General features: G+C 67.5%; 12 protein-coding genes. 8 read left to right on the top strand and 4 right to left on the bottom strand.

From position 1 onward, the window contains the following. Nucleotides 1-315: extracellular solute-binding protein (locus AC04PT_RS16785; protein WP_482874885.1), on the bottom strand; the 315-nt coding region annotated here is incomplete at its 3' end. Nucleotides 316-422: 107 nt separating this feature from the next. Here AC04PT_RS16785 and AC04PT_RS16790 point away from each other — a divergent pair. From AC04PT_RS16790 to AC04PT_RS16825, 8 genes are all read left to right on the top strand, one after another. After that, the gene (locus AC04PT_RS16790; RefSeq protein ID WP_482874886.1) at nt 423-1,598 is read left to right on the top strand and encodes an ROK family transcriptional regulator; all 1,176 of its coding nucleotides are present in this window, start codon (nt 423-425) and stop codon (nt 1,596-1,598) included. A gap of 8 nt (nt 1,599-1,606) precedes the next feature. Then, nucleotides 1,607-3,967, top strand: a complete 2,361-nt coding sequence (locus AC04PT_RS16795; protein WP_482874887.1) for a PIG-L family deacetylase — start codon at nt 1,607-1,609, stop codon at nt 3,965-3,967. After that, on the top strand, nt 3,964-4,836 hold the full coding sequence (locus AC04PT_RS16800; protein WP_482874888.1) for a DMT family transporter: 873 nt from the start codon (nt 3,964-3,966) through the stop codon (nt 4,834-4,836). The genes AC04PT_RS16795 and AC04PT_RS16800 overlap by 4 nt, the downstream gene beginning before the upstream one ends. A 120-nt stretch (nt 4,837-4,956) precedes the next feature. Continuing rightward, complete coding sequence (locus tag AC04PT_RS16805; protein ID WP_482874889.1) at nt 4,957-6,039, top strand: ATP-NAD kinase family protein; 1,083 nt, start codon at nt 4,957-4,959, stop codon at nt 6,037-6,039. A gap of 21 nt (nt 6,040-6,060) precedes the next feature. Beyond that, a complete protein-coding gene (gcvPA, locus tag AC04PT_RS16810) occupies nt 6,061-7,440 on the top strand; it encodes an aminomethyl-transferring glycine dehydrogenase subunit GcvPA (RefSeq protein ID WP_482874890.1) in 1,380 nt (459 codons plus the stop codon). After that, nucleotides 7,437-8,981 carry an aminomethyl-transferring glycine dehydrogenase subunit GcvPB gene (gene gcvPB, locus AC04PT_RS16815; protein WP_482874891.1) on the top strand — a complete coding sequence of 515 codons (1,545 nt, stop codon included), beginning with the start codon at nt 7,437-7,439 and terminating at the stop codon, nt 8,979-8,981. The genes gcvPA and gcvPB overlap by 4 nt, the downstream gene beginning before the upstream one ends. Nucleotides 8,982-9,067: 86 nt before the next feature. Continuing rightward, nucleotides 9,068-9,292: a type II toxin-antitoxin system Phd/YefM family antitoxin gene (locus AC04PT_RS16820; RefSeq protein WP_482874892.1), complete on the top strand. Its 225-nt coding sequence runs from the start codon at nt 9,068-9,070 to the stop codon at nt 9,290-9,292. Then, entirely contained in the window at nt 9,283-9,717 is a 435-nt protein-coding gene (locus tag AC04PT_RS16825) for a type II toxin-antitoxin system VapC family toxin (protein WP_482874893.1), read from the top strand. Before AC04PT_RS16820 ends, AC04PT_RS16825 begins: the two co-directional genes overlap by 10 nt. Before the next feature lie 24 nt (nt 9,718-9,741). On the opposite strand, the gene AC04PT_RS16830 is transcribed toward AC04PT_RS16825, so the two are convergent. Genes AC04PT_RS16830 through AC04PT_RS16840 form a run of 3 tightly spaced genes read right to left on the bottom strand, consistent with a single transcriptional unit; the run spans nt 9,742 to nt 12,209 of the window. Next, on the bottom strand, nt 9,742-10,452 hold the full coding sequence (locus AC04PT_RS16830) for an SDR family oxidoreductase (protein ID WP_482874894.1): 711 nt from the start codon (nt 10,450-10,452) through the stop codon (nt 9,742-9,744). Beyond that, nucleotides 10,452-11,234, bottom strand: coding sequence for an SDR family oxidoreductase (locus tag AC04PT_RS16835; RefSeq protein WP_482874895.1), 783 nt, complete (start codon nt 11,232-11,234; stop codon nt 10,452-10,454). The genes AC04PT_RS16830 and AC04PT_RS16835 overlap by 1 nt, the downstream gene beginning before the upstream one ends. A gap of 57 nt (nt 11,235-11,291) precedes the next feature. Beyond that, nucleotides 11,292-12,209, bottom strand: coding sequence for a dihydrodipicolinate synthase family protein (locus tag AC04PT_RS16840; RefSeq protein ID WP_482874896.1), 918 nt, complete (start codon nt 12,207-12,209; stop codon nt 11,292-11,294). Between the last annotated feature and the right edge of the window lie 12 nt (nt 12,210-12,221).

A 12,221-nucleotide genomic window follows, 5' to 3' on the forward strand; every position in this document is an offset into this window, starting at 1 on the left:
CGGTTGGATCAGCTCGGCCTCGACATAATCGTTGAGCCAGCCGTAGAACAGCTGCACCACGTCGGGGCCCTCACCCGCCGGAATCGCGGCAGCGACCTTGGTGCGGTAATCGGCGTAGGGGAAATGGGTCATCTTGACCGTGATATCCGGGTTCGCCTCCTCGAAACTCTCGATCAGCTGCTCCATCGCCGTCACGCGCGCGTCGAAGAAATACTGCCAATATTCGATTTCGACGGCATTCGCCACGGAACCCGCAAGTGCTGCGACGCTGGTGGCCGATGCCAGTGCAACGGCCCTCAATCCTTTGAAATTCATGGTTTTCCTCCCCGGTTGTGTCGTCGGCCGCTTATGTCGAGCCGTTTCATGACTGCGATTAACTCAACTGTATTGAGCTTATAAGTCAAGTGTTGTAACCCGAAAGCATGAATTCCACGTCCGACATTGCCATCGGTGCGAACGCGCTTCGGTCGCGCAGCCACAACCGGCAGGTGGTGCTCGGCAGTATTCGGGCGGCGGGCAAGAGCGGCCGCGCCGAGATCGCCCGCGCCTCGGGCTTGTCGATCCAGGCAGTGTCGAACATCATCGCCGAGCTGCTGGACGAGGGGCTGATCGTGGAGCGGGGCCGGCGGGCATCCGGGCGAGGGCAGCCGCCGGTGCTCTATGCGCTGAATGCGTCGGGCGGCTTCGCGCTCGGGGTCGAGATCCGTCCGGACGCCGTCTTTGCCGCCGTGCTGGACCTTTGCGGCGCCACGATCGCCGCTGAACGCGCCCTCCTGCCAGCCACCGACCGAGCGTCGATCACCTGCGCCGTGACCAGCCTCTGCGACCGGGTGCTGGCGGAGGCGGGGACGCCCAGAGACCGCGTGCTGGGTGCCGGGGTGGTGATGCCCGGGCCCTTCGGCAGCACCGGCATCAGCGGCAGCGGCTCGGAATTGCTGACATGGGACGACATCGCGCCCGAGGACTGGTTCTCGCAGGCGCTCGGCCTGCCGGTGGTCGTAGAGAACGACGCCAACGCCGCGGCGATGCGCGAACGGATTGCGGGGGTCGCGCAGGGGCTCGACACCTTTGCGTTTCTCTACTTCGGCTCCGGGCTGGGGCTTGGATCGGTACACAAGGGCCGGCTTGTCGTCGGCGCCTTCGGCAACGCGGGCGAGATCGGGCACATTCCGGTGCCAGCGCAGGGTGGAACGGCACCGCTTGAGAGCATGGTCAGCCGGCTGTCGGTCCGGCGCGCGATGCAGGCGGCCGGGGTCAGTGTAACAACCGGCACGGATCTCGCCGAGCTGCATGCGCAGCGCCACCCGGCGCTGCTGGCCTGGCTCGATGCCGCGATCGAGCCGCTGTCGGCGGCGGTGACCATCGTCGAGAACCTCTGCGATCCGCAGTGCGTGATCCTCGGCGGGGCGATGCCCGATCCGATCCTCGATCACCTTCTGGCCTCGGTGCGCCTGTCCGACCGGTCCGTGGCCCGGCGCGACGATCGAAGCCACCCGCGGCTGCTGCGCGGTGCCTCGGGCCGGATGACGGCGACGCTGGGCGCGGCGGCATTGGTGCTGAACAAGGCCTTCACCCCCCAGATCGCGGCCAAGATATAGGATTTGCCATGTCCACACCCGAACAGGCCCGCATCGACCTAGACCGTGCCCGCCCGCGGCTGATGGAACTGTGGTGGGCGCTTCGTCCGCTAACCTCGGTCCTCCGCTTCATGCAATCGGGCGCGCATCCAGACGACGAGAAGTCCGACATGCTCGCGGCGCTTGCCTTCCGCGACGGGGTGAACCTGTCCTATGCCTGCTCGACCCGGGGCGAGGGCGGGCAGAACGACATCGGCACCGAGGCCGGCGCGGACCTTGGGGCGCTGCGCACGCGCGAGATGGAGCGCGCCTGCGATATCCTCGGAATGCGGATGTACTGGCACTCGGAAAGCCCCGACGATCCAATCACCGACTTCGGGTTTTCCAAGAGCGGGGTAGAGACGCTGGGGCATTGGCGCCACGACCGCACCTTGGCCCGTTTCGTCGAGATCGTTCGGCGAGAGCGGCCGGACATCCTCTGCCCCACCTTCCTCGACGTGCCGGGCCAGCACGGCCATCACCGCGCCATGACGCAGGCCGCGCACGAGGTCATGGCGGCGGCGGCCGATCCCGGGTTTCCGTCGAACCTGCCGCCGTGGCAGATCGCCAAGCTCTACCTGCCGGCCACCTCCGGCGCGGGGCAAGCCTATGACGACGACGAGCCGCCGCCGCCCGCGACGCTGGTGATCGACGGCGCGGGGCGCGATCCGGTGAGCGGCTGGGCATGGGGCCGGATCGGCCAGCAGTCGCGCGCTTTTCACCGCACGCAGGGCATGGGGCGCTGGGTGGGGCTAGAGGCGTCGGACGACTGGCCCCTGCATCTGGCCGAGAGCCATGTGGAGGGTCCGGACACATCGCTGGCCTCCGGTCTGCCGGCCACGCTGCGCGATCTCGCCAAGGTGCCGGGCGCCGCACCGATCGCCGCCGACCTGAGCGCCGCGCAGGACTCCATCGAGCGGGCCATCGCGGGGTTCCTGGACGGGGATGCGGTGGCCCGGGCGGCACTGGAGGCCTTGAAGGCGATCCGCTCGGCCCGCGCGGCCTGCCCCGAGCCCGCTGGCGACGAAATCCTGCATCGGCTGGACGCCAAGGAGGTGCAGCTGGGCCATGTGATCCGCCACGCTCTCGGTGTCGAGGCGCGTTGCCGGCCCGGCGAGGTCTTCGTCGTGCCGGGGCAGAGCACATCGCTGACGGTCGAACTTGCGACGGGCGCGGCCGATGCCGTGGACGCGGCCTTCGATCTGCCGGCGGGCTGGCGTGTCGAAGACGGGTGCCTCACGATCGCCGCGGAGGCCAGTCCCGGCGATCCCTACCGGAGCTTCTACGACCCCGCCGCGCCGCAGGCGCCGGCCATGGTGCTGACGATCTCGGCGGGCGGCACGAAAGTGCAGGCCCGCGTGGCTTTCGAGACTGAGCCGGTGGTGGTGCCCGCGCGCACTGCCGCGCTGGTGCCGGAGGCAACGGTGCTCAACCTGTCCCGAAGCAGGCGCGCGGTGGAGTTTGCCGTGCGCGAGGTGCGGCCTGAGGGGGCGGAGGTGGACGTTGCAGTGCCGGTGGGCTGGCACATGTCGGCAGAGGATGGCACCGCCTCCATCGTGCTGCCCGAGACTGTCGAGGCAGGTCTTTATGAGCTGCCGGTGCGCGTGGACGGGCAAGACGCCTCTGCGCTGCGCCGCATTATGCACGACCATGTGGCGCCGACGGCGCGGGCGCGCCCGGCGGCACTGCGGCTGCGGGTGCTCGACGCTGCCGTGCCAGCGGTGCGGGTCGGCTATGTCGGGGCGGGCAATGACCGGGTGGATCACTGGCTTGCCGCGCTCGGCGCCGATGTGACCACCTTGCGTGACGAGGACCTCGGGAGTGAGGCGGCGTTGGCGGGGTTCGACGCCATCGTGATCGGTATCTTCGCCATGCGCTTCCGGCCCGGGCTGGCCGCGACCATGCCAGCGCTGCATCGTTGGACCGAGGCCGGCGGCACGCTGGTCACGCTCTATCATCGGCCTTGGGACAACTGGGACCCAGACAGCATCCCGCCCCGGAGGCTGGAGATCGGCCAGCCCTCGCTGCGCTGGCGGGTCACCGATCAGACGGCCGAAGTGCGCCAGATCGCCGAGCATCCTGTCCTGCAGGGGCCCAACCGGATCGGCCCCGAGGACTGGCAGGGCTGGGTCAAGGAACGCGGGCTCTACTTCGCGAAAAGCTGGGACGACGCCTATCTGCCGCTGCTCGAGATGTCGGACCCCGGCGAAGACCCGCATCGCGGCGCGCTGTTGGTGGCCGATGTGGGCGCAGGGCGGCATGTCCACACCTCGCTGATCCTGCACCACCAGATGGAGAACCTCGTGCCCGGGGCCTTTCGCCTGATGGCCAACCTTATCGCGCGAAGATGAGCGCGGCCCCCGCGGCCGACAACCTGCGTGGCGGGGTGTGGCTGCTGGCAGACCTGTCGCTGAACATCTGGGCGCTGTCGATCGTCAAATGGCTGGGGGCGGGCTATCCGGCGACGCAGATCGTCTTCTTGCGCGCGCTGGTGGGCCTCGTGGTGATCCTGCCCTTCGTCTGGCGCGGGCGGGCCGCGTTCCGGCATTTGCGCGACCTCAGGCTGCATGCCCTTCGCGTAGGTTTCGCCGTCACGGCGCTCACCGCCAGTTTCTTTGCCCTGCCCAGGGTGCCGCTGGCGACCTTCACCGCAGTGGGCTTCACCCGGCCGCTGATCACCATGGTCCTGGCCGCGCTGTTCCTGCGCGAGGTAATCGGGCCGCGACGCTGGGCCGCCGCCGGGGTCGCCTTCATCGGCATCCTGATCGCGGTCAACCCGCGCGAGGTCTCGGGGGGCTGGGGCCTTGCGGCAATGGCGGTAGTCGTGCTGTCGAGCTCGGGCGCGGTGATCGCGACGCGCCGCCTGCGTGCGGCGCCTGTCGTGGTGATGATGGTGTTCTACACCCTCGGGCTGATGCTATGCACGCTGCCTTTCGTCGCGCTGAACTGGGTGCCGATCCAGCCCGGCCACCTGGTGCCGTTGCTCCTTATCGGGTGTTTCGCACAGACCGCGCAGCTGTGTTTCCTGAAAGCGCATTTTCATGGTGACGCCGGGTTCCTTGCGGTGCTGAGCTACTTGAGCCTTGTGCTCTCGGTCGGCGTCGGAGTGGCTGTCTTCGCTGAGCGTCCGGAGCCGGGCTTCTACCTCGGGGCGGCGCTCGTGGTAAGCGCGGCACTCTGGGTGACGCGGCGGACACGGGAGGCCGGATCGCAGAGCTAGGGGAGCCTTCGCAACTGAGAACATCTGTTCGGATGATGCGCGATTTTGCTTGCGCGCGCGCCGGGGATTCGGCAAGGTTTCATTATGCGAACAAAAGTACGGAAAAGGTGAGCGCGAGGCGTGGCACGGTTGGGCCTGATCATTAACCCCGTTGCGGGGCTGGGCGGGGCGATGGCGCGCAAGGGCAGCGACGAGCCCGACATCGCCGCGCGCGCCGCCGCCGAGGGCCGCGTTCCACAGGCGCCCCTGCGCGCGGCGCGGGCGCTCGCGGCATTTCGACAGGAATGCGGGGCCGAGGTGCTTGCCGGACCGGTGGTGCCTGCTGCCGGCACCGTGTGGCATGTTGGGCCCGACGACCTGCACGGAACAGCCGAGGACACCATGGCCTGCACGCGCGCGATGCAGGGCGAGGTCGACCTGATCCTCTTTGCCGGCGGCGACGGCACCGCCCGCGATATCTGCGTCGCCAACGAGGGTGGCATCCCGATCCTTGGCATTCCGTCGGGCGTGAAGATGCATTCGGGCGTCTTTGCCCGCAGCCCTGAGCGGGCGGGGCGGATGGCCGCCGCCTTCCTCGCGGATCCGCAGAGGCGCACCGAGATGGTCGAGATCCTCGATCTGGACGAAGCGGCGCGGCGCGCCGGCCGGCTCTCGGCGCGGCTTTTCACCGTGGCGCGGACGCCGCAGGACCGGCAGGGCGCGCGGCAGAACCCGAAGGCTGGCAGCACCGATACGGTGGGCGAAATGGACGCGGCGCTCGCCGCCTATTTGCGCGGCATGGCAGGCAACACGCTTTACGTGCTGGGGCCGGGGGCGACGATGAAGGCGCTGAAGGACCGGCTGGGCGGCGGCACGCTGCTGGGCGTCGATCTGGCCGAGGGCGGGCGCATCACCGGCACCGATCTGGACGAGCGCACGCTGCTGGCGCGGGTTGCGGGGCGCAAGGTGCGGATCGTGCTGACGGTGGTCGGCGGGCAGGGCTTCGTGCTGGGCCGCGGCAACCAGCAAATCTCGCCCGCGGTGCTGCAGGCGGCCGGAATGCCGCCGATCGACGTGATCTGCGACGCGGCCAAACTTGCGGAACTCACACCACAGGAGTTGACGATCGACACGGGCGATCCGGCGCTGGACGGCCGGCTTGCGGGCTATTGGCCGGTGATCACCGGGCCGGGCCGCAAGCAGGTGATGCGCGTGGTCGCCTGAACACAATATGAGGAGAGGGACATGAAAGCACATCCATGGATGGCGAGTTCCGGCGGGACGGCCAAGCAGGAGATGCTGGCGGCGCTGGAGGTGAACTCGGTCGAGGCGCTGTTCGCGCAGATCCCCGAGGATCACCGGATGGAGCGGCCGCTTGACCTGCCGCCGCAACTGACATCGGAAGTTGCGCTGTCGCGGCATCTGGACGATCTGATGGCGGCGAACACGGTGTTCCCGGCCGGGTCCTGTTTTCGCGGCGCGGGGGCGTGGCCGCATTATGTGCCGGCCATCTGTGACGAGGTCGTGGGACGCTATGAATGGCAGACCTCGGTGTTCGGTTCGCCGACGTCGGACCACGGGCGCAACCAGGCCTGGTTCGAGTTCACCAGCCAGATCGGCGCGCTGGTGGAAATGGATTTCGTAGGGCTGCCGGTCTATTCCTGGGGCTGCGCGGTGGGGCACGCGGTGCGCATGGCGGCGCGGATGACCGGACGCCGCCGCGTGGTGGTGCCCGAGGTCATGGACCCCGAGCGCCGGATGGTGCTGGAGACCTATTGCGAACCTACCGAGATGGCGCGGCATATCGAGATCGTGCCGGTGAAGGTCGCAGCCGACGGCTGCATCGATCGCGCCGATCTGCGTGAGAAGATCGAGGGCGCGGGTGCGCTCTATGTCGAGACGCCGGGCTATCTGGGCGTTATCGACGGCGATCCCGGGGAGCTTTGTGCCATCGCCCGCGAGGCCGGAGCGGAGGCCATCGTAGGCGTAGATCCGCTGTCGCTGGGCCTACTCGAAGCGCCGGGCGCCTATGGCGCGACCATCGCCGTGGGGCCGACGCAACCGCTGGGCGTGCACATGTACGCCGGCGGCGGTGTCGGAGGGTTCATCGCGAGCCCCGACGACGAGTGCTATGCGCGGGAATACAACACGCTCAACATCTCGATCTCCGAGACGCGGGAGAAGGACGAACACGGCTTCGGGCTGACGTTGTTTCACCAGTCGTCTTACGGGATGCGCGACGAGGGCAAGGACTGGACCGGCAATTCCGTCTACCTGTGGTCGCTTGCCAACGCGGCTTACATGGCGGCGATGGGGCCCGAGGGCTTTGCCGAGATCGGGCGGCTGATCATGGCCCGCGCCGGGGCGGCGGCCAAGGCGCTGGATGCGTTGGACGGCGCGTCAGTGGACCTCACGCGCCCGGTGTTCAAGGAATTCGTCGTGCAACTCGACAAGCCGGTGGCGGAGGTCAACGCGTCCTTGCGCGCGGCGGGCATCCTCGGCGGCAAGGACCTGACCGGCGAGCCGGGGATCGACGGCAATGCGATGCTGGTCTGCGTGACCGAAGTGCATACCGAGGATGACATCGACCGGCTGGTCGCGGCAATGAAGGAGGCGCTGGCATGACCGCTCCGATCAAGGACTACCTGAAACGCTCCACAGGCTTCCACGCGGCTCGATGGGCGGAACCCGTGGTGATGGAGATGACCGGCAGCGGACGCCGTGGCGTGGTCTTCGACGACGCCCCGGCGCCCGACCTGCCGGGCAAGGCCGCGCGCAAGACCGCGCCTGCGCTGCCCGAGATCACCGAGCATGACGCGCTGCGCCATTACCTGCATCTCAGCCAGATGACGATGGGCATGATGGGGGTGTCGCTGTTTGGCACCTGCACCATGAAATACAACCCGCGCATCGGCGAACGCGCGACGCTGGAGCACCTCAAGGGCCTGCATCCGTTGCAGGAGGCCGAGACATTGCAGGGCGTGCTGGCGCTTTACGACAACTTCAGCGATTTCCTGTGTGAAGTTAGCGGCATGGACCAGTTCGTGTTTCAGGCGGGCGGCGGCGCGGATGCGGCCTATACCCATGCCTGCGTGACCCGGGCCTATCACGCCTCGCGCGGCGAGTTGCAGCAGCGCGACCAGATCATCACCACGATCCAGACCCACCCCTGTTCGCCCGCGACGGCCAACACGGCGGGTTTCGAGGTGATCACGCTGTCGCTGGAAGAGAACGGCTATCCCTCGCTGGAGCAGCTGAAATCGGTGGTCGGACCGCGCACGGCGGCGCTGATGGTGAACAACCCTGACGACATGGGCATCTACAACCCCGAGATAACGGAATGGGTGAAGATCGTGCACGAGGCCGGTGGCCTGTGCTTCTACGACCATGCCAACTTCAACGGGGTGATGACGCGGCTGCGGGCGCGGGAACTGGGCTTCGACGCTTGCATGTACATGCTGCACAAGACCTTCGGCGCGCCCAAGGGCGGCGGCGGGCCTGCCGTGGGTGCCTATGGCTGTGCCGAACACCTTGTACCGTTCCTGCCCGGCCCGGTGGTGGTCAAGGACGGTGACCGCTACAAGCTGGACGACGACCGACCCGAAAGCATCGGCCGGGTGCGTGAATTCTGGGGCAACGCGCCGCAGGTGATGAAGGCCTATGCCTGGGCGCGGGCGATGGGGGCCGAGGGGCTGCGCGAGGCCGCCGATATCTCGGTCCTGTCGAACAACTACATGGACTGGCGTCTGGGGCAGGTGAAGGGCGTGACCCGGTCGAACGCAGGCATCGACGCGCCGCGCATGGAGATGACGCGCCATTCGGTGGAGCAGGTGACGCAGGACACCGGCTGTACGATCTTCGAGATTTCCAACCGGATGACCGATTTCGGCATCGATGCGCTGTGGCTGAGCCACGAGCCCTGGGTGGTGCCCGAGCCGTTCACGCCGGAGGCGGGAGAACTCTGGTCGAAGGAGGACCTCGACTACTGGATCGACGTGCTGGAGCATGTGATCGGCGAGGCCTACGAGGACGCCGAAATCGTCAAGACCGCGCCGCACAACGGGCCGATCCACGCGCTGACCTCGGCGCTGGACGAGCCGGGGGTCTGGGCGACGACGTGGCGGGCCTATCAGCGCAAACATTTGAAGACGCTGGCGGCGGAGTAGGGCACTGCGCTCTTGATAAACCGCATGGCGCGGACTAACTTGGTCCAATACCTGGACCAACCGGGTTCCGGGCCGGGAGGTGCGCCATGCAGATGAACATCGCGGAAGCCAAGGCAAAGCTGTCCGAGCTGATCGCGGCCGCCGAACGCGGCGAGGACGTGGTGATCGCGCGCGGTGGCAAGCCGATCGTGCGGTTGGTGTCGGCCAAGGCGCGACCGGCGTTCCGCATCGGCATCGCCGAGGGCACGGTGAGCGGGGTTCCCGATTTCCTTGAACCGATGCCGGACGACGAGACCGCCTTGTGGAACTGAGCACGATCCTGCTCGACACCCACACCTGGGTCTGGAGCCTGTTCAAGCCCGCCGAGTTGTCCGACGTGGCGCGCGACGTGATCGGGCGAGCGAAGACCGTCTATGTCCCGCCCAGCACCTTCCACGAGATCACGGCCAAGCACCGGTCAGGGAAGTGGCCCGAGGTGGGCGAGATTGTCACGCGCCTGCCGCATCTGCTGCGGGCGCAGGGAGGCCTCGTCGCGCCCTATACCGCCGAGATGGCGGTGCTTTCGGGCGGTATGGACTGGGCGCACAAGGACCCCTTCGACCGGATGATCGCGGCCACGGCCATCGAACTTGCCTGTCCGCTGGTATCAAAGGACACGGCGTTTGACGGCTTGCAGGAGTTCCCGGGCTGGGTGGGGCGCGTCTGGAGCGAGGCGCCCGACACAAGCGAGCCATAGAGGTTCGCTCGTATCGGGCCGCGCTCAGATCGTGCTTTCCAGCCGGGTGTTGGCGACGATTTCCGGGATACTGGCCTGGTTGGGCAGGCTCAGCACCAGCGACACGATCGCGGCGACGTCGTCGGGTTGCAGGCGCTCGGCCTTGGGCGTGACGCCTGGAATGCCGTCGATCATCTCGGTGTCGATGGCGCCGGGGCAGATGGCGGTGCCGCGCAGGCCCTCGTCCCAACCGGCAAAACGCACCGCATGGGTCATGGCCAAGAGCGCCTGCTTGGTCATCACGTAGCCCAGCGAGGTGGTGGCATCGCGGTAGCGCTTGGCGTCGGTCGAAGCGATGTTCACCACGCGACCGTTGCCAGCGGCCTTGAGGTGGGGCAGGGCGGCGCGGATCAGGCGGAACGGGCCCTTGACGTTGACCTGCCAGAGTTGGTCGAGGTCGGCCTCGTCGCCACGGGTGAAATCGACCATCTTGAGGATGCCGGCGTTGTTGATCAGCGCGTCGGGCGGACCCATCTGCGCCACCGTGGCATCGACCCAGGCCTGCGCGGTCTCAGGGTCCTCGGCATCGAAACGATGCGCGGTCAGCCGGTCCGGGGAGGTCTCGGGGAAGGTATCCGCCACCATCTCGGGGCGGCGCACCCCGATGGAAACCCGGTGACCATCGGCAAGGCAACGCCGCGCGATGGCGGCGCCAAGGCCGCGCGCCGCGCCCGAGATCATCACGATGCGCGACATCAGAACAGACCCTGATAGACGCCGCCGTCGTTGATGATGTTCTGCCCGACGATGAAACCCGCCTGCTTTGAACAGAGGAAAGCGACAAGATCGCCGCATTCGCTGGGATCGGCAAAGCGTCCGGCGGGTACGCTTTGCAGGCGGTTCTCGACGATGGCCTCATAGGTGGTGTTGCCGCGCCGGGCGTGGTTGTGCAGGTTGGTGTGCAGCGCGTCGGTATCGAAGAAACCCGGGCAGACGGTGTTGATGGTTACGTTGTCGCGCACGGTTTCCTTGACCAGCGAAGCGATGGCCCCCGACAGCGCCAGACGCGCCGAATGGCTGTGTGCGAAATGCGGCTGCGGGAACTTGATGAAGCTGACCGAGATGTTGACGATGCGGCCGAACTTGCGTGCACGCATCCCGGGCAGGACGCCGGTGATCATTTCCAGCGAGGAAAAGAAATGCGCGTTGAACCATTCGTCCCAATCGGCGCGTGTCCAGTCTTCGTATTCGCCGGGGATCTGGCGCACGCCGGGGTTGGTGACGAGGATGTCGGTTTCGCCCGCCTTGGCGAGGATCTCGGCGCGGCCCTCGTCGGTGTTGAAATCGGCGGCGACGGTGGTGACGTGCACGCCATGTTTGGCGCGGATCTCGTCTGCCGTGGCGTCCAGCGCGTCGGCGCTGCGGGCATTCATCACCAAGTCAACGCCCTCGGCGGCCAGCGAAAAGGCGCAGGCGCGGCCGAGGCCTCTGCTGGCGGCGGAAACGATGGCGCGACGGCCTTTCAAACCCAAGTCCATGCGGGGTCCTTCCTTGGAATGTCTTGCGGTTGGCGCGTTACCGGCGCCGGCGTGGTGTCAGGCCGCGTTTTCGGCCTGTTTGAGGATGCGGTCCAGCCCCCTGTGCAACCCGGCCAGCGCCTCGCCGGTGAGCGGTTGCAGCGGCGCGCGCGGCAGACCGCCACCGGGCAGGCCGAGGTAGTCCATCGCAGCCTTGGTGGCAGGATAGAGCGTTCGTCCCTCGGTGACGAAAAGATCGGTCAACTGCTGGCCGCGGGTCTGCAGCGCCCAGGCGGCCTCGGATTCGCCGCGCTGGATCATCGGCCAGACGTCTAGCAACCCGGTCCAGACGTTGGGAAAACAATCGACCAGACCATCGCATTGCGCCAGCATTGCCGGCACGCCGATGGTCGAGGACGGGCCGCAGAACACGCGGATACGGTCCTGGGCGACGGCCAGCGTGCGGTGGAAGTTCAGCCAGTCGCCGGAGCTTTCCTTGATCGCCACCACTTTGTCGAGATCGGCCAATTCGTCCACGATCTCGGGTGTCAGCGCGTTTCCGGCATTGCCGGGGATGTTGTAAAGCATCACCGGCAGGGGTGCCGCGTCGCAGACCGTGCGGAAATGTGCGACGACCTCTTCCCGCGACAGATGCGCAAAAAAGGGAGGCATCACCAGCGCTGCGTCGGCGCCTTCGGCCGCGGCATCCTCCATCGCGGCGATGACGTCGCGCGGGGTAATCCCGGCGGCGCCGACGATGGCGGTGCCCTCCTTGCCCACGGATTTGCGGGCGGTGGCATAGATCTCGCGGCGTTCCTCGGGCGAAAGCGCCCAGAACTCGCCGGTGCAGCCCGCAGCGACGATGCCGGTGGCGCCGGCCTGCATCAGACGGCGGATATTGGCGGCCATCGCATCGTGATCGACCGCGTCGCCCTGGGTGAAGGGCGTGGTGATCGCAGGCATCGCGCCGGACCAGGTGATGGAATTTCTGTCCACTTTGGTATCCTT

Source organism: Litorisediminivivens sp. KMU-197 (genome assembly GCF_056858395.1).